This window comes from Pantoea sp. KPR_PJ, from assembly GCF_041386365.1.
Taxonomy (GTDB): Bacteria; Pseudomonadota; Gammaproteobacteria; order Enterobacterales; family Enterobacteriaceae; genus Pantoea.
The window spans coordinates 1-23,340 of record NZ_JABMIK010000008.1; the positions used below are offsets into that span (position 1 = coordinate 1).

A 23,340-nucleotide genomic window follows, 5' to 3' on the forward strand; every position below is an offset into this window, starting at 1 on the left:
CTCAGAAGTGAAACGCCGTAGCGCCGATGGTAGTGTGGGGCCTCCCCATGCGAGAGTAGGGAACTGCCAGGCATCCATACGCGACAGCCCTGACCTCACGGTCAGGGCTTTTTGCGTTTTGCCTCCGGTAAAAGATTGCTGAATAAAGTCTGCTCTACGTTCTCGTTTATGTCAGTGCCGTCCGGAATGAAATGAGAGGTTCAAATCAGGCTGATCAGGCCTGATTTCATGGCAACAAACGATGTTCTCTTTGTTACCTACCGGCCGTTCGCGCCGGATGCCATGCTGTTCATCCAGTCAGAAATAAACGCAGCGATCTGCTCAGGATCATTTAAATCCAGCAGTGGGCAAGAGAGCTCCAGCTTTTCATCACTGGCAACGGCAATCACGTGTTTATCCAGCAGTGAAGCTAAATCTTTATGTGGGTTATTTCGCCACAAAATAATTTTAGCCACGGGCTCGTGTTTAAACCCTTCAACTAAAACAATGTCGAGCGTGCGGGTATCCATGCGGCTGGCCAGGGTTTGCAGATCGGGAACAGGCAATTCCGCTAACTCAGTAATCAATGCCCATCTTTGCTGGTTAAATACCATGACCTGATCAGCCCCTGCTTTACGCAATTCGTAACTGTCTTTGCCTGGCGTATCAATATCCATGTCGTGATGCGTGTGTTTAATCAGCCCGGGTCTGATACCACGCGCTTTCAAAACAACAATAAGCTTTTTCAGCAACGTCGTTTTTCCCGTACCGCTCCAGCCAGCAATAGCCAGTAAAGGCAGCGCCATTTCAAAAGCCTCCAGCCAGTTCATCAGGGGTATTAATATTGCGGAACGCCACTTCATCCTGAGTCATTGTCACTGCATGTCCACCTTGATCACGTAAAAACTGCATCAGACGCCGTTCGCCACGCTGCAAATAGTCAGCCAGTGGCTGGGCCAGACTACGGTGCAGTAGTGCCAGCGCAGGATGATCACGTTCAGAAGAACGCGCCCAGACGCTTAATGCTTCCTCTTTGTGCCGCCACAGCTGCTGTACATAGTCCACAGGGATAAACGGCGTATCACAGGAACAGAATGCAACCCATTCAGTCTCAGCGGCAAGCAGTCCACTCAACATGCCTGCCAGCGGACCGGGATAGCCTGGTAGCGTATCCGGGAGCACCGTGAGCCCGCTCGACTGATAACGATCAAGGTTACGGTTAGCGCTTATCATGACAATGTTAACTTGCGGCCTGAGCCGTTGAAGAACATGCTGATAAAGCGGGATGCCATCAAACAGCAGCAGACCTTTATCCTGACCGCCCATGCGACGTCCCTGTCCGCCGGCCAGAATAATGCCGGTTAATACTGTCATGCGGATACTCCTGTTTTAAGGTCTATAACAAACACGTTATGAGGAACAACTCATGAAATACCATCGCCTGAATGAGCTGCTTGAACTGCTAAAGCCAGCCTGGCAACAGGAACCCGATCTTAACCTGATGCAATTTTTACAAAAACTGGCGCAGGAGTCTGGTTTCAGTGGCCCATTAAGTGAATTAACTGATGACGTATTGATTTATCATTTGAAAATGCGTGATGCCGACAAGTTTGCAGAAATACCGGGGCACCAGAAGGATTATGAAACGGATTTTAAAACTGCGCTGCTGCGTGCACGCGGTGTGATTAAGGACGATAACTAGTGCTATGCTTGCCGGCTCCTTGTAAAGACAGTCACAGGTAATTCAATGGATGCCGCTTTTAACTTCCAGACGCTTGAACCCGATGCCATCCTCGATGCGCTGTGGGCAACAGGGCTTAGGGTTGAGTCTGGCTTAACCGCGCTTAACAGCTATGAAAATCGCGTTTATCAGTTTAGTGATGAAGATCGACAGCGCTATGTGGTGAAGTTTTATCGGCCACAGCGCTGGAGCGCGGCGCAAATAGAGGAAGAACATCAGTTCACGCTCGATTTGCAGTCCGATGAAGTGCCAGTGGCTGCCCCTCTCGTTTTACAGGGGAACACGCTGCATGCCCACAACGGATTCTTTTTTACCGTGTTCCCCAGCCTGGGTGGACGTCAGTATGAAACTGACAATGATGAGCACCTGGAGTGGGTGGGCCGCTTTCTCGGGCGCATTCATCAGACCGGCCGTAAGCAGAGCTTCCAGCATCGTCCTGCAATGGGCCTGGATGAATATCTCCATCAGCCGCGCGCTGAGTTAGCCACCAACGCAATCGTCCCCGCCTCGCTTAAACCCGCTCTTTTACAGGCGATTGATAAACTCGGCAGCACGTTAGCGCAGTACTGGCATCACAACTGGCAGCCGCTGCGTTTGCATGGAGACTGTCATCCGGGCAATATCCTCTGGCGTGACGGACCGCTTTTCGTCGATTTGGATGATGCCCGTACCGGGCCAGCGGTGCAGGATCTCTGGATGCTGATCAATGGCGATCGTCAGGAACAACGGATCCAGTGGGATATTCTGCTGGAGGCTTACAGCGAGTTCAGCGAGTTCGATAGCAATGAATTGTCACTGATTGAGCCTTTACGCGCCATGCGCATGGTTTATTATCTGGCCTGGGTTGCGCGCCGCTGGCAGGATCCGGCTTTCCCTCGTGCGTTTCCCTGGATGACCGATGAGGATTTCTGGCGCAGACAGATTTCGCAATTTACCGAGCAGGAGAAGCTGTTGCAGGAACCACCGCTACAGCTCACCCCGCAATTTTAAATAGAGAAGTCAGGAGAATTTTTCACAATGAAAAAAATTTGGTTTGCACTGGTTGGTTTAGTGCTCGCGTTCAGTGCCTCTGCCGCCCAGTTTACCGATGGTCAGCAATATGTCAGTCTGCAGAAACCGGTTGCTGGTGAACCGCAGGTGCTGGAGTTTTTCTCCTTCTTCTGCCCGCACTGCTATCAGTTCGAGCGCATTTACCATATTGGCGACGCAGTGAAAAAGAACCTGCCTGCTGATACCAAAATCACAAAATATCACGTTGATTTTCTGGGCGGTGATTTCGGTCCGGTTGTGACTCATGCCTGGGCCGTTGCGATGGCGCTGGGTGTTGAGGATAAAGTCACTGCACCTCTGTTTGATGGCATTCAGAAAACACAGACGATTACCGATGCCAATAGCCTGAAGTCAGCGTTTATCAATGCGGCGGGCATCTCTTCACAGGAATATGACGCTGCGTGGAACAGCTTTGCGGTAAAAGCACTGGTTGCTCAGCAGGAAAAAGCTGCGTCAGATGTTGACCTTCGTGGCGTACCGGCCATGTTTGTTAACGGTAAATATATGATTAACAATGGTGGGCTGGATACCAGTTCCATGGACAACTTTGTCGCTGAATACGCTAATGTTGTGAAGTTTCTGGTCAACCAGAAATAACAATGCGCCTTTCCCTGAGAAAACGTCGACAGTGTCGGCGTTTTTTTTAGCCAAAATTATTTAGCCCTATAGCCCATTTGCATCCTTTCCGATTTAATATCCACATAAGCCACTGCCTGTGTAGAAAGGCTCAACAGGTCACGGCAATAAATTAAGTAATTGAAATTTATGTTTTTAATATTTATTTCTGGCGTTTGATAACGTCAGGTTTAACGCGTTATGATTTTTGCGCACAAAGTTATCCACAGAAGGATCCTTGCGATCCGCGTCCGCAAATCATGAAAAAGGCCTGCTGCTCACGCCCTTCGTTCAACATTCTGCTCAAGCTGTGGCATCCTTATAGTTCAATCCATGGCAACGAAGATTACACAGACTTATGGCGCAAATTGCAGAAAACCCCCTGATTTTGGTTGATGGCTCATCCTACCTGTACCGTGCTTATCATGCGTTTCCGCCGCTGACCAATAGCGCAGGCGAGCCCACTGGCGCAATGTATGGTGTGCTCAACATGTTGAAAAGTCTTCTGACACAATACAACCCGAGCCACGTTGCCGTGGTATTTGACGCCAAAGGCAAGACCTTCAGGGATGAGTTATTTGAGCATTACAAGTCTCATCGTCCGCCAATGCCAGACGATCTACGCGCACAGACAGCACCATTACATGAAATGGTTAAAGCAATGGGGCTTCCGCTGCTGGCGGTAAGCGGCGTTGAGGCGGATGACGTAATTGGCACCCTGGCGCTACAGGCAGAAAAAGAGGGCCGCGCCGTGCTCATCAGCACCGGCGATAAAGATATGGCGCAGCTGGTTACGCCAAATATCACCCTCATCAATACCATGACCAATAACATTCTTGGGCCTGAAGAAGTCGAGCAAAAGTATGGCGTACCGCCTGCATTGATCATCGATTTTCTGGCGATGATGGGTGACAGCTCAGATAACATTCCTGGCGTACCCGGCGTGGGGGAAAAAACCGCGCTGGCATTGTTGCAGGGGCTGGGCGGCATGCAGTCGATCTATGACAATCTGGATAAGGTGGCCGATCTCTCTTTCCGCGGCGCAAAGACAATGGCAGCGAAGCTGGAACAGAACCGCGAGCTGGCCTTTCTCTCTTACCAGCTGGCTACCATTAAAACCGACGTTGAACTTGAGCTTACCTGCAGCGAGCTGACGGTTGCAGAGCCCGATGTTGCTGCACTGCAGGCGCTGTTTAGCCGTTATGAATTTAAACGCTGGCTGTCAGATGTGCAGGAAGGCAAGTGGCTTCAGGGCAAAAAAAGCAATGTTAAAGCACAGCAGGCGCTACCTGATGAGCCTGCTGTTAAGCCCGAAGCAACCAGCGTGCTCGCTTCGGACGGTTACATTACTATTCTTGACCAGGCCACTTTTGACGTGTGGCTGGCGAAACTGAAAAAGAGCGAGCTTTTCGCCTTTGATCTCGAAACGGACTCGCTTGATACGCTGAGCGCCAATATCGTTGGCATTGCGCTGGCCGTCGCCCCAGGCGAGGCTGCCTATCTGCCAGTGGGACACGATTATCTGGATGCGCCTGACCAGCTGGATCGCCGCGAGGTCCTGGCACAGCTCAAGCCGATTCTGGAAGATAATAACGCGTTCAAGGTGGGGCAGAATCTTAAGTACGATCGTGGCGTATTGAAAAACTACGATATTGAGCTGGGCGGCATTAAGTTCGATACCATGCTGGAGTCCTACATCCTCAACAGCGTGGCGGGTAAACACGATATGGACAGCCTCTCTGCACGCTGGCTGAACCATAAAACAGTAACGTTTGAGGAGATTGCAGGCAAAGGGAAAAACCAGCTGACCTTCAATCAAATTGCGCTCGAGCAGGCAGCACACTATGCGGCAGAAGACGCCGATGTCACTCTTCAGCTGCACCTGAAAATGTGGGCAGAACTGGCGCAGGAAGCCGGACCGAAAAAGGTTTTCGAAGAGATTGAAGTGCCTCTGCTGACGGTTATTTCACGCATTGAACGTAACGGGGTACTGATTGACCAGAACATCCTGGCGCAGCATTCGCAAGAGCTGACGCTGAGGCTGGCGGAGCTGGAGCAGAAGGCACATGAACTGGCTGGCGAGCCGTTTAATCTCTCCTCCACTAAACAGCTGCAGACTATTCTGTTTGAAAAGCAGGGCATCAAGCCGACGAAGAAAACGCCAGGCGGAGCGCCGTCGACCAGCGAAGAGGTATTGGCGGAGCTGGCACTCGATTATCCTCTGCCCAAAGTCATTCTTGAACATCGCGGTCTGTCGAAGCTGAAATCCACCTATACCGACAAACTACCGCAGATGATTAACCCGCTGACCGGTCGCGTGCATACCTCTTATCACCAGGCGGTTACCGCCACTGGTCGCCTTTCATCCACCGATCCTAACCTGCAAAACATCCCGGTTCGCAATGATGAAGGTCGTCGTATTCGTCAGGCTTTTATCGCCGGCAAAGGCAACCGCATTGTGGCAGCGGACTACTCGCAGATTGAGCTGCGCATTATGGCGCACCTGTCGCAGGATAAAGGGTTACTGGACGCTTTCGCCCACGGCGAAGATATCCACCGCGCCACCGCCGCAGAAGTGTTTGGCGTAACGCTGGACAAAGTCAGCGGCGAACAGCGTCGCAGCGCGAAAGCAATTAACTTCGGCCTGATTTACGGCATGAGCGCTTTTGGCCTGTCGCGCCAGCTGAATATCGGCGCGGGTGAAGCGAAGAAATATATGGATCTCTATTTTGAACGCTACCCCGGCGTACTGCGCTATATGGAAAATACGCGTCAGCTGGCGGCCAGCAAAGGCTACGTCGAAACACTCGACGGGCGCCGCCTGTGGCTACCAGATATCAAATCCAGCAACGCTATGCGCCGTAAAGCGGCCGAGCGCGCCGCAATCAACGCACCTATGCAGGGCACTGCAGCGGACATTATCAAGCGAGCCATGATTGCTGTAGACGGCTGGCTACAACAGCAAAATGATGATGCCGTGCGAATGATTATGCAGGTGCATGATGAACTGGTATTTGAGGTACGTGAAGATGCCGTCGAGTCAGCCAGCCAGCAGATCCGTGCGTTGATGGAAGGTAGCATGAAACTGGATGTGCCGCTTCAGGTGGAAGTCGGCGTTGGTGACAACTGGGATCAGGCACACTGATTAACAGGGCGCAGATCGATGAGGCATCGTCTCATCGGTCTGCTCTGCGCATAAGAAAAAGGTCTGTTTAACCGATTCAGCCAGAAGCGGGATTTTCCCCCTTTCTAACTACTTATCGGTTAAGCATTTTTTTGGTAATTAAACTACAGGCAGATGTGATTTTTGTGATGAACGCATTAAAAATCAGGGCATTTGCTGAAAATTACCTTCAAAAAACCCTTTGTGCGTCAGAAAAAATCAGGTAAAGTTCGGGGCGTAGGGTACAGAGGTAAGATGTTCTATCTTTCAGACCTTTTACTTCACGTAATCGGATTTGGCTGAATATTAGCCGCCCCAGTCATTTATGACTGGGGCGTTTTTTATTGGATTGTTGCCAGAAACAGCGAGCAGATCAGGCCAGATCTCATTCTTCAGCCGGATTCGCTTCGGCTGGTGCTAATTCGTTGAACCAGGTATCCAGCTTCTGGCGCAGTTTATCGACGCCCATCTTTTTCAGAGATGAAAATATCTCTACCTGCACATCGCCCATAAAGGCCAACGACGCTTCGCGCACCATGTTGAGCTGTGCTTTGCGCGCACCTGAAGCGAGCTTGTCCGCTTTGGTCAACAGAACCAGCACCGGGATCTGGCTTTCCACCGCCCATTGAATCATCTGCTGATCGAGATCTTTAAGCGGATGGCGAATATCCATCAATACAACCAGCCCTTTTAACGCTTCACGTTTTTGCAGATATTCGCCGAGCGCGCGCTGCCATTTACGCTTCATCTCTTCCGGCACTTCTGCATAACCGTAACCTGGTAAATCGACCAGACGTTTACCTTCAGCCACTTCAAACAGGTTAATCAGCTGAGTACGTCCTGGCGTTTTACTGGTACGTGCCAGGCTTTTCTGATTAGTCAGCGTATTGAGCGCGCTGGATTTGCCTGCGTTTGAACGTCCGGCAAATGCAACCTCTATGCCGGTATCAGCAGGCAGATGACGGATATCCGGGGCGCTAAGAATAAAATGGGTAACGTGGTAATTCAGTGCAGACAAAATTTAACTCCAGGAACGAATACGGGCATTGGCGCTGATTATACGCTTTATGGCGCAAAAGTGCCCGATGACGTCACCAGGCAATCATTTGTAAGATATTGGCTATAAACTCTGCCAGCTTTAACGCTTTTTGGTGAAAAATTAAAAAAAATAAATAAATAAAAATCAAAAAGTTGAACTTGTATCGCTGATTAAATGGGCAAATCAGGCAACAGTTGGGTTGTAGCTTTTACCGGTTGGTCTACATTATTGGGCAGTGCACGGCAGCACCCATCAGGATGATGTGCTCAGGAGCGTCGGGAAGACCGGGAGCAGAGGAATGGAAATGGTCAGGGAGAGTTGACCACACAGGGACAGGGATTCGCTCAGGAGTTGAGCAGGCGCGGGATTGACCGGGATGTTGCGAGCTAAAACGGACTAAAAACATAATTCCTTCCGCGGAAGGTGCGAAATAAGGCGACAGCGCAAGCTGTCGCCTTTTTTCTTTGTCTGCTTTCTGCTAGATTTCGCCGCAATTCTGTACCCTCCGTTACCAGACGAGCTTGAGAAGAAGAGACGTACTTTCTGGTGCGCACTGCCGACAAAAAAGCTGCGTGAAGAGAGACGGGTATATACTGATTAAAAAAACAGCGAGACCGAACATCATGAAGCAACCTGTACGCGGCACGCACGGCAAACCGGCAAGCAAAACTAAACGTAAATCGCGCGAAGAACTCAACCAGGCCGCGCGCGATCGCAAGCGCGACAAAAAACATCGCGGTAATGCCTCGGGCAGCCGCGCTAACCCTGACGTAAGCAGCGGCAAAGCGACCCAGAGCAATAAACCCAAAGATCCGCGTATCGGCAGCAAGAAACCCGTGTCGCTGGTGGCGGATGGTACAACGGTGAGTGCACCAGTAAAAAAAGTAGCGAAGCCAGCGGCGACAAAAGTGCGTCTTAGCCCGGAAGAGGAGCTGGCGCAGCTGGAAAACAGTGAGCGTCTGGATACGTTGCTGGATCGTATGGAAAACGGTGACACGCTGTCGTCAGAAGATCAGGCCTGGCTGGATGAAACGCTGGACCGCATCGACGAGCTCATGGAGCAGCTTGGCATTAATATGGATGATGAAGCGGAAGATGAGCAGGCAGAAGAGGATATGTACCGCCTGCTGAAAGGAAACTGAGTCGTTGATCGGCATGCGCTGATGCGCATGCCGTGCCAGACAGGTAAATCATTATGTTTTGGCCTGGATCAATTTTAGCGCTGCTGCTGACATGTTATCTCATTCTGTTATTGGCTAAACTACGACGCCTGTCGCGTCTGAAGTCACGTTTACGTCGGGTTCAGCCCCGCTCATCTCTCTTCTCTTCTGCATCGCGACCTTCTCTCAGACGTCACCGGAAGGAGTAAGCATGTCTTTGCAACCTGTCTCCTGGGATCAGCGGCTTATTGAAAAGTACAATTATGCCGGTCCGCGCTATACCTCTTATCCTACCGCCCTTGAGTTTAGCGACCGCTATGGTGAAGCCGACTTTCAGCACGCCGTCGCCCGTTATCCTGAGCGTCCGCTCTCACTCTACGTTCATATCCCTTTTTGCCATAAGCTCTGTTACTTCTGCGGCTGCAACAAAGTGGTCACGCGCCAGCTGCACAAAGCTGATCGCTATCTGGAAGCGCTGGCGCAGGAGATTCGCCAGCGCGCGCCGCTGTTCGGCGATCGTCGCGTGACACAGCTGCACTGGGGAGGGGGTACGCCGACTTTCCTTAATCGGGATCAGCTTTCCCGGCTGGTGGCACTGCTGCGGGAAAACTTTAGCCTGGCGGATGATCTGGAGATGTCAATTGAGGTCGATCCGCGCGAAATTGAGCCCGATACTCTTACCCATCTGCGTCAGCTTGGCTTTAACCGCCTGAGCATGGGGATACAGGATTTCAATAAAGCGGTGCAGGCGCGCGTGAATCGCGTACAGGACGAAGAGGCGATTTTTGCACTGATGGCGCGCGCACGTGAGCAGGGTTTCCATTCCACCAGCATCGATCTGATTTATGGCCTGCCGCTGCAAACGCCAGAGAGTTTCGCCTATACGCTACAGCGCGTTATGGCACTTAATCCCGATCGCATGAGCGTATTCAACTATGCGCATCTGCCCGCGTTATTTGCGGCACAGCGCAAAATTAAAGAAGAGGAATTACCGTCGGCGCAGCAGAAGCTGGAGATCCTGCAGCAGACTATCGCAACGCTGACGCAGCACGGTTACGATTTTATCGGCATGGATCACTTTGCGAAGCCGCAGGATGAGCTGGCGCAGGCGCAGCGCGCCGGGCTGCTACATCGTAATTTCCAGGGCTACACCACGCAGGGCGACAGCGATCTTCTGGGATTAGGCGTTTCCGCCATTAGCATGATCGGCGACAGTTACGCGCAGAATGAGAAAGATCTCAACCGCTGGTACGACGCTGTAGCAACGCGCGGTGAGGCCCTGTGGCGCGGCGTTGTGCTGACCGAAGATGACTGTCTGCGCCGTGATGTGATCAAAACGCTTATCTGCAACTTCGCGCTGGATTTTGACGCTATTGAGTCGCAGTACGCCATTCGCGTGGAAGATTACTTTGCGGAGGATTTAGCGCTGTTGCAGCCGCTCATTAACGATGGGCTGGTGGAGCGGCACACTGGCGGGCTACAGGTGACCGGCACCGGCCGTTTATTGATACGCAACGTCTGCATGTGCTTCGATGTTTATTTACGGCACAAGGCGCGACAGCAGCAGTTTTCGCGGGTGATATAAAAAAACGGGAGCATAAGCTCCCGTTTTCTCAGTTAAACAGATTAACCATGATGGCGCACAGCACGGCGGCAAAAGCCGTCTGCGGCGAATGCCCTGCGAGACTGCCAATTGCGCCAAGGCTGTGCGACATCATGTGAAAGAAGGATTCGATCATTGCTTCATCTCCCGATAGCCGCTCGTATGATACTGAACGGCTTCGGTGTGTAAAGCGGGAACACCCACCAGGCAGAACAAAAAATCACCTTTTTGAGACCTGGCGTGGGGGATTACTCCATTCCCAGCTCTTTCAGTTTCCGCGTCAGGGTGTTGCGTCCCCAGCCGAGAAGCCTTGCTGCTTCCTGCTTGTGTCCCTGCGTATGGCGCAGGGCTGTCGTCAGCAGCGTCCGCTCCATTTCCGGCTGCGCTTCGGACAACAGGTTTTGATGACCGGAACGCAGCGCGCGGTCAGCCCACTGCGCCAGTAGCGTTGCCCAGCTGTCCGGCAGCGACTGCACCGGATTTTCCGGCGTGCTGGACTCAAACAGCTCGGGAGGCAGATCCTGAATCAGGACTTCCTGGCCGGCTGCCATCACCGTCAGCCAGCGGCAGGTATTCTCCAGCTGACGCACGTTGCCTGACCAGTGCAGACGCGTCAGCGCGGCCTCCGTTTCCGGATGAAGAATCTTGGCCTCAACGCCCAGCTCACGCGCGGCGACCTGTAGGAAATAGCGTGCCAGCCGTGGAATATCTTCACGGCGCTCGCGCAGCGGCGGCAGATGAACGCGTATCACGTTAAGACGATGGAACAGATCCTCACGGAACTTGCCTTCCTGTACCCGTAGCTCCAGGTTCTGGTGCGTGGCCGCGATAATACGCACGTCGACTTTTACCGGTGCATAGCCGCCGACGCGATAAAACTGGCCATCTGCCAGCACGCGCAGCAAACGGGTCTGCACATCAAGCGGCATATCACCAATCTCATCCAGAAATAGCGTGCCACCGTCAGCCTGCTCAAAGCGCCCCTGGCGAATCTGATTCGCCCCGGTAAACGCGCCTTTTTCATGGCCAAACAGCTCTGACTCGATCAAATCTTTCGGGATAGCGGCCATGTTGAGCGCGATAAACGGCGCTTTGGCGCGTGGGCTATGGCGATGCAGCGCGTGTGCGACCAGCTCTTTCCCCGTTCCCGATTCGCCGTTAATCAGCACACTGATTGAGGAGCGCGACAAACGACCGATAATCCGGAAGACATCCTGCATCGCTGGCGCTTCGCCGATGATATCGGTGGTTGGACCGCTTACTGGCTGATTACGCGGCTGCTGCTGCTCCTGATAGTGGCTGATGGCGCGATCGACCAGTGCCACCGCTTCGTCGATATCAAAAGGCTTGGGCAAATAGTCAAAGGCCCCTTGCTGGTAAGCGCTGACCGCCGCATCCAGATCGGAGTGCGCCGTCATAATGATGACCGGCAGCATCGGATGCCGCTGTTTGATCTGTTTCAGCAGCGCCAGTCCATCCATACCGGGCATGCGAATATCTGACAATAAAACGTCTGGGGTTTTGGTGGAGAGTGCATCCAGCACCTCGTTAGCGCTGTCGAACGTGGCGCAGCTTAAACCGGCTCCAGTGAGCGCGCGTTCAAGCACCCAGCGGATGGAGCTATCGTCATCGACGATCCAGACTATCCCTCGTTGCATAGAAACCTCACTGGCGAATAGGCAGATAAACCGAAAACTCGGTGTGTCCAGGCCAACTGTTAAATTCAATTTTTCCTGAATGTTGATCAATCAGGCTACGGGCGATAGAGAGACCCAGACCGGTGCCGCCTTCGCGTCCGCTCACCATCGGATAGAACAGGGTATCCTGCAGCTGAGCAGGAATGCCCGGACCGTCATCTTCCACATCGATGCGCGCCACCAGACGGTAGCGTGTACCGTGCAGCGTAAGCTGAAAGGCGGTGCGGGTGCGCAAAATAATGGTGCCGCCGTCGTTGCCCAGCGCCTGTAGCGCATTGCGAACCACATTAAGCAGCACCTGTTCAATCTGGTCAGGGTCATGCGGCAGTTCTGGCAGGCTGGGATCGTAATCACGCACCAGCCTGACGTTATCGGGTAATTCCATCGACACCAGATTCACCACGCGCTCTGCGACCTGATGAATGCTTTGGGTAATATGCATACCCGGCTGTTGTGGACCAAGCAGACGATCTACCAGATTACGCAGGCGGTCTGCCTGCTCAATAATGACTTTGGTGTATTCGTTCAGCGAGGGATCGGGCAGCGCACGTGACAACAACTGTGCTGCGCCACGCAGTCCACCCAGCGGATTTTTAATCTCATGAGCAAGTCCGCGCACCAGATCGCGCGCCGCGACCTGCTGGGCATGCTGTAGCTGCTCCTGACTCAGGCGACGTTGATTATCCATGGGGGCCATCTCCAGCAGGATAAACGTGTCGAGCAGACGCTGCGCTGTGAGTGCCATGACGTGGGCACGGCCATCTACTACAAGCGTGACCTCGCTGTCGGTAAACCCCTGGCCAGCCTCAAGACTCTCGCGCATCACGTCGATATTCAGCGAAAAATAGCCGGTCAGATCGGGAAGCGGCGTGCCGAACAGCTTGCGTGAGCTTTGCGCCAGTAATTGCTGTGCCGCAGGATTGGCATAGTGAATAACCAGATCGTTATCCACCAGCAGGATACTGTTAATCAGGGAGTTGAGAATTTGCCCCGCATCGGGCAGGGAGCCAGTTGCCATACAGCGTTCCTCTGCACTGTTTTAGTGCATTATACTCTTCCGCGCCGGTTTTCAGGCGGCTGAACGATGATTTCGCGGCGAAAAAAGCCCATCCGGAGATGGGCTAAAGTTTCCACGGCAACAAAAAATCTTCTGCTTCTTGCGCGTCGCCGCTGCTTCAGCAGCTTCCGGCCTCTCCGGTTGCCGCCTGTCGCGGCAACGCGCCCTGAGCAGACTTACGATTAAACGCTGTAGTACAGTTCGAACTCAACCGGATGCGGCGTCATGCGAATGCGGTCATTTTCAACTTTACGCAGTTCGATATAGGCATCGATAGCATCATCAGTGAATACGCCGCCACGGGTCAGGAACTCGCGATCTTCGTTCAGTGCGTTGAGCGCTTCTTCCAGTGAACCTGCAACTTTTGGAATCTCCGCTTCTTCTTCCGGCGGCAGATCGTACAGGTTTTTGTCCATTGCATCGCCCGGATGGATCTTGTTGATCACGCCGTCCAGACCCGCCATCAGCAGTGCGGTGAAGGCCAGGTATGGGTTTGCAGCTGGATCCGGGAAGCGCGCTTCGATACGGCGCGCTTTCGGGCTGGCCACCACCGGGATACGGATTGAGGCAGAGCGGTTACGGGCAGAGTAAGCCAGCATTACCGGTGCTTCGTAGCCAGGAACCAGACGCTTGTAAGAGTTGGTGGTCGGGTTCGCCAGGGCGTTAATCGCTTTAGCGTGCTTGATGATACCGCCGATGTAGAACAGGGCAGTTTCAGACAGGCCGCCGTACTTGTCGCCTGCGAACAGGTTCACGCCACCTTTAGACAGTGACATGTGGCAGTGCATGCCAGAACCGTTGTCGCCAAACATCGGCTTCGGCATAAAGGTTGCTGTTTTGCCGTAGGCATGCGCGACGTTATGCACGACATATTTGTAGATCTGAATTTCGTCAGCTTTTTTGGTCATGGTATTGAAGCGGGTTGCCACTTCGTTCTGACCTGCAGTTGCCACTTCGTGGTGATGCGCTTCAACGACCAGGCCCATCTGCTCCATAGTCAGACACATAGCAGAACGGATGTCCTGAGAGGAGTCGACTGGTGGAACCGGGAAGTAACCGCCTTTCAGACCAGGACGGTGACCTTTGTTGCCGCCTTCGTACTCTTTACCTGTGTTCCAGGCGGCTTCGATATCGTCGATAGCAACGTGTGAGCCAGAGGTTGAAGAACCAAAGCGGATGTCGTCAAACAGGAAGAATTCAGGTTCCGGTCCAAACAGCACGGTGTCAGCGATGCCGGAAGAGCGCAGATACTCTTCAGCACGTTTGGCGATGGAGCGCGGATCGCGATCGTAGCCCTGCATGGTGCCTGGCTCAAGGATGTCACAACGAATGATCAGCGTCGGGTCTTCGAAGAACGGGTCCAGAACCGCAGTGGTTGCGTCCGGCATCAGCACCATGTCTGATTCGTTAATGCCTTTCCAGCCGCCGATAGAGGAGCCATCAAACATTTTGCCTTCTTCGAAGAAGTCAGCGTTAACCTGGTGAGCAGGGATAGTAACGTGCTGTTCTTTACCTTTGGTATCGGTAAAACGCAGGTCAACAAACTTAACTTCGTGCTCGTTCATCATCGAGAGAACGTGTTCAGCGGACATACTCAACTCTCCTGGAAATGGTCATTGTCATCGTGGTGAGAGGCTGCGTCGTCTGGAATGTAATGTGTCTGACCGCCATCCCCAACCAACCGATCTCGGCAAGCTCTGCAACCGTTGTGCAACTGCTGTTTTCGCTTAACAGGAATAAAGCGAATTCTGTGCCAACTTTTTTCAGCAGCGCTAAATCACGCCCATGCGCACCTTTTTAACGCCGCAAAGCTGCACCAGGCTGGACAGCGTGCACCAGAATAGTGCTTTTTACGCCTTTCATGGCACCATTATGGTGCATTCGCTCAACTTAGTGCATTCCTTGCACCGTATCCAGCGCAAATTTCCGCCACTGCAATAAACTTCAAGTGAAAAGTGTGATCGTGTTCAGTATCCCGCTTAATCCGTGTACAATAGCGCGCTATTTCTAATGCCTGAGGCAAAGTTGTGATCGAAAACTTGCGTAATATCGCCATCATCGCGCACGTCGACCATGGTAAGACCACCCTGGTTGATAAGCTGCTGCAACAGTCCGGTACCTTTGACGCGCGTACCGAAGCGACTGAACGTGTGATGGACTCCAATGACCTGGAGAAAGAGCGTGGAATTACTATCCTCGCGAAAAACACCGCTATCAAATGGAATGACTACCGTATCAACATCGTTGATACCCCAGGACACGCCGACTTCGGCGGTGAGGTAGAGCGCGTCATGTCCATGGTGGATTCGGTGCTGTTGGTTGTCGATGCGATGGATGGCCCTATGCCGCAAACCCGCTTCGTGACCAAAAAGGCATTTGCCCACGGTTTGAAACCTATTGTTGTTATCAACAAGATTGACCGTCCGGGCGCACGTCCTGACTGGGTTGTTGACCAGGTATTTGACCTGTTCGTTAACCTGGATGCGACTGACGAGCAGCTCGACTTCCCAATCATTTACGCATCTGCACTGCAGGGCATCGCCGGTCTGGATCACACCGACATGGCTGAAGATATGACCCCGCTGTATCAGGCGATTGTTGACCACGTTTCTCCGCCGCAGGTTGAAGTTGAAGCGCCGCTGCAGATGCAGATCTCGCAGCTGGATTACAACAACTACCTGGGCGTTATCGGCATCGGCCGCATCAAGCGCGGTAAAGTTAAGCCGAACCAGCAGGTCACCATCATCGACAGTGAAGGTAAAACCCGCAACGGTAAAGTCGGTAAAGTGCTGGGCCACCTGGGTCTGGAACGTATCGACACCGACCTGGCTGAAGCTGGCGACATCGTTGCGATTACCGGTCTGGGCGAGCTGAACATCTCTGATACCATCTGCGATCCGCAAAACGTACAGGCGCTGCCTGCGCTGAGCGTTGATGAGCCGACGGTAACCATGTTCTTCAACGTTAACACCTCACCGTTCTGCGGTCAGGAAGGCAAGTATGTGACCTCGCGTCAGATCCTTGAGCGCCTGAACAAAGAGCTGGTGCACAACGTTGCACTGCGCGTTGAAGAAACGGAAGATGCCGACGCGTTCCGCGTATCTGGCCGTGGTGAACTGCACCTGTCGGTGCTGATCGAAAACATGCGTCGCGAAGGCTTCGAACTGGCTGTATCGCGTCCGAAAGTTATCTTCCGTGAGATCGATGGCCGTAAACAAGAGCCGTTCGAGAACGTTACGCTGGATATCGAAGAGAACAACCAGGGCGCAGTAATGCAAGCCATGGGCGAGCGTAAAGGCGATCTGAAAAACATGGATCCCGATGGTAAAGGCCGTGTGCGTCTTGACTACGTGATTCCAAGCCGTGGTCTGATCGGCTTCCGTAACGAATTCATGACCATGACTTCCGGTACCGGTCTGCTGTACTCCACCTTCAGCCACTACGACGACATTCGTCCGGGTGAAGTGGGCCAGCGCCAGAACGGCGTGCTGATCTCTAACGGTCAGGGTAAAGCCGTTGCTTTCGCCCTGTTCGGTCTGCAGGATCGCGGCAAGCTGTTCCTGGGTCACGGTGCAGAAGTCTATGAAGGCCAGATCATCGGTATTCACAGCCGCTCTAACGACCTGACCGTTAACTGTCTGACCGGTAAGAAGCTGACCAACATGCGTGCTTCGGGTACAGATGAAGCCACAACGCTCGTTCCGCCGGTGAAGATGACCCTTGAGCAGGCCATCGAATTCATCGATGACGACGAACTGGTTGAAGTAACGCCGCAGTCTGTCCGTATTCGTAAACGTCACCTGACCGAGAACGAGCGCAAACGCGCATCACGCGGTCCAAAAGAGTAAGACGTTCATGTTATGAAAAAGCCCCGTTTATCGGGGCTTTTTTTATCGCTGTTATCTTTCCGCCCTCTGTTTATCGTCCCGTCCGCTGCCGTAATGTCGCAAGCCAGCATGCGTCAGCCTTCATAACCTGTTTTTCTCCTGCCTGTTACCTGTTCAGCCCCTGTTTTTGCCGCTAGAGTGAAGGATCCAGGGAACCCGAGGAGTAACGACATGTTGTACATTTTTGATTTAGGCAATGTGATTGTTGATATTGATTTTAACCGTGTACTGGGCGTCTGGAGTGACCTCGGCCGCGTCCCTCTGGCGCTACTGCAAAGCCGTTTTCAGATGGGTGAGGCCTTTGAACAGCACGAGCGCGGCGAGATCAGCGATGAGCATTTTGCGGCTGAGCTGTGTGAGCAGCTGGATATCGCCCTGAGCTACCAGCAGTTTGTGGCGGGCTGGCAGGCGGTGTTTATGGGCGCACGTAGTGATACGCTGGCGTTGATGAACCAGCTGCGGAGTGACGGGCATCGCGTCGTCATCCTCTCCAACACTAACAAGCTGCATACGGAGTTCTGGCCGACGCAGTATCCGGAAGTGCGAGCGGCGGCAGACGCTGTCTATTTGTCCCAGGAGCTGGGAATGCGTAAGCCGGAAGCACGTATCTTTGAGCATGTGCTGCAGCAGGAAGGCTATCGTGCCGATCAGGCGATTTTCTTTGATGACAATGCCGATAACATCGCTGCGGCTGAAGCGTCAGGGATCAAAAGTGTTCTGGTTGTCGACCATAAAACCGTACCAAACTGGCTGGCAAGCCACCGTTAGATGATGACATCACATTCTGTTTATTCAACCTGCCACGCCCTCTGGCTGTGGCTGAAACTGCTGTGGAAACGCATTGACGAAGATAACATGACCACACAGGCCGGTAACCTGGCCTATGTGTCACTGCTGGCGCTGGTGCCGCTGATTGCTGTGGTCTTTGCCCTGTTTTCGGCGTTTCCCGTATTTGCTGAAGTCAGCGTACAGCTGAAAAACTTCATCTTTACGAATTTTGTGCCGGCAACAGGCAATGTGGTTGAGCGCTATCTCGATCAGTTTGTGGCTAACGTCCATCGTATGACCGCACTGGGTGCGATCGGGCTGATCATCACCGCGCTACTGCTGATGCACTCGGTCGACACCTCACTGAATACTATCTGGCGCAGTCATAAGAAGCGGCCGCTGGTTTACTCTTTTGCCGTCTACTGGATGATCCTGACGCTGGGACCGCTGCTGGCAGGCGCCAGCCTGGCAATTAGCTCTTACCTGCTATCGCTGCGCTGGATTAGCGACAGCGGCGTTTATGGCCTGATTGATCAGATGCTGCGAATATTCCCGCTGCTGCTTTCGTGGCTCGCTTTCTGGCTGCTGTACAGTATTGTGCCAACGCGCAGCGTACCCGCGCGCGATGCGCTTATCGGGGCGCTGGTGGCGGGCGCGCTGTTTGAGCTGGGTAAAAAAGGGTTTGCCCTGTATGTAACGATGTTTCCCTCTTACCAGCTGATTTATGGCGTACTGGCAGTGATCCCGATTCTGTTTCTCTGGGTCTACTGGACCTGGTGTATTGTGCTGTTAGGCGCGGAAATTACCGTGACGCTGGATGACTACCGCCAGCTAAAACAGCAGGAAAATAAAAAAGAACGAGAGGTTGCATGATTGCGTTGATTCAACGAGTACTCAGTGCCAGCGTCAGCGTGGATGGCGCAGTGGTCGGCGAAATTGGGCCTGGCCTGCTGGTGCTGTTAGGCGTAGAAAAAGGCGACGACGAGAAGCGTGCCGAGCGGCTGGCGGAGAAGGTGCTGGGCTACCGTATTTTCAGCGATGAGCAGGGCAAGATGAATCTCAACGTCCAGCAGGCCGGAGGCAGCGTGCTGGTGGTGTCCCAGTTTACGCTGGCGGCAGATACGCAAAAAGGGATGCGTCCGTCATTTTCCGGCGGGGCCGCGCCCGATGAGGCGAATCGGCTGTATGAGTACTTCAGCCGCTGCTGTCGTCAGAGCGTGACCACCGCCAACGGCCGTTTTGCCGCCGACATGCAGGTTGCACTGGTGAATGATGGTCCTGTTACCTTCTGGTTGCAGGTTTGAGGCTGGCAGCCGAGCGGCAAGGGATCGGCCACGCAAGCTCTGAACGAGAGAACCACTTTATGTATCATCTTCGGGTACCGCAATCGGCGGAAGAGCTGGATATGTACTACCAGTTCCGCTGGGAAATGTTACGTAAGCCACTGCGTCAGCCGCAGGGCTCGGAACGGGACGGCTGGGATGCGCTGGCGCACCATCAGATGGTGGTGGATGAGCAGGGCCAGCCGGTAGCCGCTGGCCGCCTCTACATCAATGCGGATAATGAAGCCTCGATTCGCTTTCTCGCCGTGCATCCCTCGGTGCAGGGCAAAGGGCTGGGCACGCTGGTGGCGATGACGCTTGAATCGGTGGCGCGTCAGGAGGGAGTAAAGCGTGTAACCTGTGCCGCGCGTGAGGATGCGGTCGAGTTCTTTGCCAAGCTGGGTTACGTCAACCAGGGCGAAATTACCGCGCCACAAACTACGCCGGTACGCCATTTCCTGATGATTAAGCCAGTGGTCACGCTGGATGACATCCTGCACCGCGCCGACTGGTGCGGCCAGCTTCAGCAGGCCTGGTACGACAATATTCCGCTCAGCGAAAAGATGGGCGTGCGTATTTTACAGTTCACCGGGCAAAAATTTATTACCACCATGCCGGAGACCGGCAATCAGAACCCGCATCATACGCTGTTTGCCGGCAGCCTTTTCTCGCTGGCCACGCTGACCGGCTGGGGACTTATCTGGCTGCTGTTGCGTGAGCGCCATCTGGGCGGCACCATCATTCTTGCCGATGCGCATATTCGCTACAGTAAACCCATTACCGGACGACCAGGTGCCATTGCGGATATTGGCTCCATGAGCGGCGATCTCGATCGGCTGGCACGCGGACGCAAAGCGCGCGTGCGGCTTGAGGTTGAGTTGTTTGGCAATGAGGAACTGGGCGCGGTATTTGAAGGCGTCTATATCGTTCTGCCCGCCGATCCTGATGAACCGCTGGAAGAGGGGGGGTCTGGCGCACAGATTAACTAAACAGAAAGGGCCGCATCAGCGGCCCTGTTTCTTATTTAACCTCACCGCCCTGCATCTGCTGCTGGAGTTGCTGTTCATCTGTGCGCAGCGAGAGTGAGCCATTGACCGAAGGTTTCAGCGGTGCATTGGCGTTTAATGATGCATTGAGCTGCAGCTGGAAATTGCTGGGACCGCTCGCTGGCAGCGCAGGCCAGCCCCAGTTTTGCAGCACGCTGGCGGCCACGGCCTGACCTTTTAGCGACAGTGCAACCGGACGATCCGGCTGCTGGCCGACGCTGGCTGATCCCTCCAGCAATCCACTACCGCTAAAGGCGCTTAGCTCCGTTATCTGAATCTGCCGCTCGTCGGCGGTAAGGGACAGCGACGGATGGCGCAGATCGGCACGGTTAAACGTCGCTTCCGCAGCGTTAAGGCTCAGCTTACCTGACCAGATGCCCCACTGATGCTGACGCGCCAGCAGCAGATTTTCGCCGCTGCCGTCCAGTGAGGTCATCTGAAACGGGAAGGCCGGATTGATATCAATAATCAGGTTGCGACTGGAGGTAAAACGGCGCACTTCCAGGCTGTCGAGCCATGCTGGCAGGGCGGTCTGCCAGTGGTCACGCCAGCTCTCCGGGAGCGTATACTCCAGCCCGGCAACGGCCAGGTTGTTCAGCGTCAGGCGTTTGTCGCTGCGGCTCCAGTTGCCGTCAGCGCGGATTACGCCATTGGCCCAGCGCGAGCTGAACTGGGTAAGGGCAATACCCTGCGGTGACAGATCGGCATTGACAATGGGATCGTTAAGTTCAAAGCGGCCATTGATAAAATTGCTGGCATTCAGCGACAGAGAACCGTCGTCGCTGCGCCAGTCGCTGCCTTGCCAGGTGAGGTTTTTCAGCGTCAGATCGAGATCGGTCACCGCCCAGTCCGGGCCCTGCAACCGCGCGTCGGTCATATCCAGACGATTAACGGTGACAGAGGGAAGCGCCTGAACGGGACGTAAAAAGTCGGCCAGGCTTTGGCTGGTTTGCAGGCGAATATCGTTGAGGCGCAGCTGACGAATGAGCCAGTTGCCCTGCGCATCGCGCTCGGCGCTCCCGGTCATTGAACCTCGTGCCAGGTCGGCACCGACATTGCTGAAGAGCATACGGCCCTGCGTTACGCTGCCCTGAATCAGCACGTTTGTGCCCGGGACATGATTGACCGTCATGTGCGCGGCGCTCATCTGGAACTGGGCGTCACTGCCGAGCACCGTTTCTACGCTGGGTTTCCATGGCATGATACCGCCATTTACCTGGCGGGCTTCCAGTGGCAACAGGGTTTTGGGACTGTCGATACGCATATTATTAAGCTGGAGCCGGCCAGCCTGAACAGGGAGTGCGTCGTCGCTGCTGAGATTGGCAACGTTTGCTACGCCATCACGAAGCTCAATGCTGGCAAAATGCAGCGGATCGCTGAACTGCACCAGAGCGAGTCCAAGATCAACTCGTCTGGCGACGACCACCGCAGGCTGGCCATCATGGCCAAAGCTAAAATCATCCAGAATGATATGGGAAGGCGAAGAAAAATTATGTTCGATTTTGCTCAGCGACAGATGCCATGCGGTTTTATCACTCACGGTGCGGCTAACCCAGCTTGCGCCCCATTGCGTCTGCAACAGGACGTAAATAATCACCAGGCCGAGCACCAGCAGCAACAGTATCGTCAGTAAAAATTTTCCAGGAAATTTCATCGTATCCATTCCGCCATCTTTCCGGTCAGTGCTTGTTATGCCTGAATTACCGTTGTAGCTCAACAGCCTGGATGTAAATACGAATAAATAGCAGAGGCGGGCTGTCGCCCGCCAGAGCAATTACTTTTCCTGTGGAAAGATCAGGTTCAGTACAATAGCGGTGATGCCGCCTGCGGCGATACCGGAGGAGAGAAGGGTTTTCAGCCAGTCTGGTGCAAACTGCAGGATAAGCGGCTGCTGAGAGACGCCCAGTCCGACCGCCAGCGACAGCGCGATAATCATAATAGCGCGGCGGTTAAGCGGTTCACGTGACACGATGCGCACGCCAGAAGCTGCGATGGTACCAAACATAACGATGGTTGCGCCGCCCAGAACCGGCTCAGGAATATGCTGAACAAAACCGCTTACCGCCGGGAAAAGGCCCAGCACGATCAGCATTAGCGCGACAACAAAGCCGACATAGCGACTGGCCACACCGGTCAGCTGAATCACCCCGTTATTCTGGCCAAAACAGGAGTTAGGAAAGGTATTGAATAGCGCGGAAACGCAGGAGTTCAGCCCGTTGGCCAGCACACCGCCTTTCAGGCGCTTCATATAGAGCGGGCCACTGACCGGCTGCTCTGAGACGTCGGACGTTGCGGTAATGTCGCCAATGGTTTCCAGCGACGTCACCATAAATACCAGCATCAGCGGGATCAGCAGATTCCAGTCAAACCCCAGTCCGTAATAAAGCGGCGTCGGCACCGCAATCAGCGGCTGGCTGACCGGCGCAGCGGTCTGTGGCAGCATCTCCATGAGCCAGGCGGCAAGGTAGCCAATAGCCATCGCGATCACCAGCGACGCGACGCGCAGGTAAGGATTGCGCTGGCGGTTAAGCACGATGATCACCGCCAGCACCACACCCGCCAGCAGCAGGTTTTTCGGTGCGCCAAAGCTGTGGTCGTTCATTGCAGCGAAACCGCCGCCAATCGAGGTCAGTCCGACCTGAATCAGCGACAGGCCAATGATCATAACGACAACGCCGGATACCAGGGGCGTAATGATGCGGCGCGCCAGGTGCAGCACGCGCGATAAAACCATCTCGGTGCAGGACGCCACCATCAGGGTACCGAACAGCGCAGCCATCATAGTCGGCACGTCAGCGCCACCGTTTTTCAGTGCCATACCGCCCATAATCAGCGGAGTCACAAAGTTAAAGCTGGTGCCCTGAATCGACAGCAGGCCCGAGCCTACCGGACCCCAGGTTTTTATTTGCAGTATGGAGGCGACCCCCGAGGCGAACAGCGACATACTGATGATGTGCTGCGTATCCTGGGCAGGCAAACCCAGCGCCTGACAGATCAGCAGAGCAGGCGTGATCACCGCCACAAACATAGCCAGCAAATGCTGGCCCGCTGCAAACAGCGTTTGCGGCAGCGGCGGACGATCTTCAAGGCGGTAAATCAGTTCGCTCTGACGTGGATTCAGTGAGGCATCTGGTTGATCAACGGACATAATGTGGCTTCCCAATCTGTGAAGATGGGGATTTTAAACCGCTCATAGCTGAAAGCAATCGTTTG

21 protein-coding genes are annotated in these 23,340 nt (G+C 53.9%); 12 read left to right on the forward strand and 9 right to left on the reverse strand.

What is annotated here, in order from left to right; all coding sequences use genetic code 11:
* Positions 1 to 257: 257 nt before the first annotated feature.
* The gene (gene mobB, locus HP564_RS15840; protein ID WP_371244651.1) at positions 258 to 809 is read right to left on the reverse strand and encodes a molybdopterin-guanine dinucleotide biosynthesis protein MobB; all 552 of its coding nucleotides are present in this window, start codon (positions 807 to 809) and stop codon (positions 258 to 260) included.
* The gene (mobA, locus tag HP564_RS15845; protein ID WP_371244653.1) at positions 787 to 1,353 is read right to left on the reverse strand and encodes a molybdenum cofactor guanylyltransferase MobA; all 567 of its coding nucleotides are present in this window, start codon (positions 1,351 to 1,353) and stop codon (positions 787 to 789) included. Before mobA ends, mobB begins: the two co-directional genes overlap by 23 nt.
* 52 nt (positions 1,354 to 1,405) lie before the next feature.
* On the opposite strand from mobA, the gene HP564_RS15850 reads away from it, so the two are divergent.
* The 4 genes from HP564_RS15850 to polA all read left to right on the forward strand — a co-directional run bounded on the left by HP564_RS15850 (position 1,406) and on the right by polA (position 6,530).
* Positions 1,406 to 1,681 (forward strand): YihD family protein, encoded by a 276-nt coding sequence (locus HP564_RS15850; RefSeq protein ID WP_371244655.1) that lies wholly within the window; start codon positions 1,406 to 1,408, stop codon positions 1,679 to 1,681.
* Positions 1,682 to 1,726: 45 nt separating this feature from the next.
* Positions 1,727 to 2,710: a serine/threonine protein kinase gene (locus HP564_RS15855; protein WP_371244657.1), complete on the forward strand. Its 984-nt coding sequence runs from the start codon at positions 1,727 to 1,729 to the stop codon at positions 2,708 to 2,710.
* A gap of 27 nt (positions 2,711 to 2,737) precedes the next feature.
* Positions 2,738 to 3,367 (forward strand): thiol:disulfide interchange protein DsbA, encoded by a 630-nt coding sequence (gene dsbA, locus HP564_RS15860; RefSeq protein ID WP_371244659.1) that lies wholly within the window; start codon positions 2,738 to 2,740, stop codon positions 3,365 to 3,367.
* 376 nt (positions 3,368 to 3,743) lie between these two features.
* A complete protein-coding gene (polA, locus tag HP564_RS15865; protein WP_371244661.1) occupies positions 3,744 to 6,530 on the forward strand; it encodes a DNA polymerase I in 2,787 nt (928 codons plus the stop codon).
* Positions 6,531 to 6,933: 403 nt separating this feature from the next.
* Here the strand turns inward: polA and yihA are convergent, their stop codons facing one another.
* The gene (gene yihA, locus HP564_RS15870; protein ID WP_371244663.1) at positions 6,934 to 7,566 is read right to left on the reverse strand and encodes a ribosome biogenesis GTP-binding protein YihA/YsxC; all 633 of its coding nucleotides are present in this window, start codon (positions 7,564 to 7,566) and stop codon (positions 6,934 to 6,936) included.
* Between yihA and HP564_RS15875 the strand changes: the two genes are divergently transcribed.
* From HP564_RS15875 to hemN, 3 genes are all read left to right on the forward strand, one after another.
* A complete protein-coding gene (locus tag HP564_RS15875) occupies positions 7,537 to 7,674 on the forward strand; it encodes a hypothetical protein (RefSeq protein ID WP_371244665.1) in 138 nt (45 codons plus the stop codon). The genes yihA and HP564_RS15875 overlap by 30 nt on opposite strands.
* Positions 7,675 to 8,210: 536 nt before the next feature.
* Positions 8,211 to 8,729, forward strand: a complete 519-nt coding sequence (gene yihI, locus HP564_RS15880; RefSeq protein WP_371244667.1) for a Der GTPase-activating protein YihI — start codon at positions 8,211 to 8,213, stop codon at positions 8,727 to 8,729.
* Positions 8,730 to 8,958: 229 nt separating this feature from the next.
* Positions 8,959 to 10,332 carry an oxygen-independent coproporphyrinogen III oxidase gene (gene hemN / locus HP564_RS15885; protein ID WP_371244669.1) on the forward strand — a complete coding sequence of 458 codons (1,374 nt, stop codon included), beginning with the start codon at positions 8,959 to 8,961 and terminating at the stop codon, positions 10,330 to 10,332.
* A gap of 28 nt (positions 10,333 to 10,360) precedes the next feature.
* Here the strand turns inward: hemN and HP564_RS15890 are convergent, their stop codons facing one another.
* The 4 genes from HP564_RS15890 to glnA all read right to left on the reverse strand — a co-directional run bounded on the left by HP564_RS15890 (position 10,361) and on the right by glnA (position 14,696).
* The gene (locus tag HP564_RS15890; RefSeq protein ID WP_371244671.1) at positions 10,361 to 10,486 is read right to left on the reverse strand and encodes a YshB family small membrane protein; all 126 of its coding nucleotides are present in this window, start codon (positions 10,484 to 10,486) and stop codon (positions 10,361 to 10,363) included.
* Positions 10,487 to 10,598: 112 nt separating this feature from the next.
* Positions 10,599 to 12,008 carry a nitrogen regulation protein NR(I) gene (glnG, locus tag HP564_RS15895; RefSeq protein WP_371244673.1) on the reverse strand — a complete coding sequence of 470 codons (1,410 nt, stop codon included), beginning with the start codon at positions 12,006 to 12,008 and terminating at the stop codon, positions 10,599 to 10,601.
* A 7-nt stretch (positions 12,009 to 12,015) separates the two neighbouring features.
* Complete coding sequence (glnL, locus tag HP564_RS15900; protein ID WP_371244675.1) at positions 12,016 to 13,065, reverse strand: nitrogen regulation protein NR(II); 1,050 nt, start codon at positions 13,063 to 13,065, stop codon at positions 12,016 to 12,018.
* Positions 13,066 to 13,286: 221 nt separating this feature from the next.
* Positions 13,287 to 14,696: a glutamate--ammonia ligase gene (gene glnA, locus HP564_RS15905; RefSeq protein ID WP_371244677.1), complete on the reverse strand. Its 1,410-nt coding sequence runs from the start codon at positions 14,694 to 14,696 to the stop codon at positions 13,287 to 13,289.
* A gap of 435 nt (positions 14,697 to 15,131) precedes the next feature.
* Between glnA and typA the strand changes: the two genes are divergently transcribed.
* The 5 genes from typA (at position 15,132) to fabY (ending at position 20,070) form a co-directional block, all read left to right on the forward strand.
* Positions 15,132 to 16,952 carry a ribosome-dependent GTPase TypA gene (gene typA / locus HP564_RS15910; RefSeq protein WP_371244679.1) on the forward strand — a complete coding sequence of 607 codons (1,821 nt, stop codon included), beginning with the start codon at positions 15,132 to 15,134 and terminating at the stop codon, positions 16,950 to 16,952.
* Between the two features lie 210 nt (positions 16,953 to 17,162).
* Complete coding sequence (gene yihX, locus HP564_RS15915) at positions 17,163 to 17,759, forward strand: glucose-1-phosphatase (protein WP_371244681.1); 597 nt, start codon at positions 17,163 to 17,165, stop codon at positions 17,757 to 17,759.
* Between the two features lie 3 nt (positions 17,760 to 17,762).
* Complete coding sequence (locus tag HP564_RS15920) at positions 17,763 to 18,632, forward strand: virulence factor BrkB family protein (protein ID WP_371244979.1); 870 nt, start codon at positions 17,763 to 17,765, stop codon at positions 18,630 to 18,632.
* A complete protein-coding gene (dtd, locus tag HP564_RS15925) occupies positions 18,629 to 19,063 on the forward strand; it encodes a D-aminoacyl-tRNA deacylase (RefSeq protein WP_371244683.1) in 435 nt (144 codons plus the stop codon). Before HP564_RS15920 ends, dtd begins: the two co-directional genes overlap by 4 nt.
* Positions 19,064 to 19,122: 59 nt before the next feature.
* Positions 19,123 to 20,070, forward strand: a complete 948-nt coding sequence (gene fabY / locus HP564_RS15930; RefSeq protein ID WP_371244685.1) for a fatty acid biosynthesis protein FabY — start codon at positions 19,123 to 19,125, stop codon at positions 20,068 to 20,070.
* A 31-nt stretch (positions 20,071 to 20,101) separates the two neighbouring features.
* On the opposite strand, the gene HP564_RS15935 is transcribed toward fabY, so the two are convergent.
* Together HP564_RS15935 and HP564_RS15940 are read right to left on the reverse strand one after the other, a co-directional pair.
* Positions 20,102 to 21,781 carry an AsmA family protein gene (locus HP564_RS15935; RefSeq protein WP_371244981.1) on the reverse strand — a complete coding sequence of 560 codons (1,680 nt, stop codon included), beginning with the start codon at positions 21,779 to 21,781 and terminating at the stop codon, positions 20,102 to 20,104.
* Between the two features lie 120 nt (positions 21,782 to 21,901).
* Positions 21,902 to 23,275 (reverse strand): NCS2 family protein, encoded by a 1,374-nt coding sequence (locus HP564_RS15940; RefSeq protein WP_371244687.1) that lies wholly within the window; start codon positions 23,273 to 23,275, stop codon positions 21,902 to 21,904.
* Between the last annotated feature and the right edge of the window lie 65 nt (positions 23,276 to 23,340).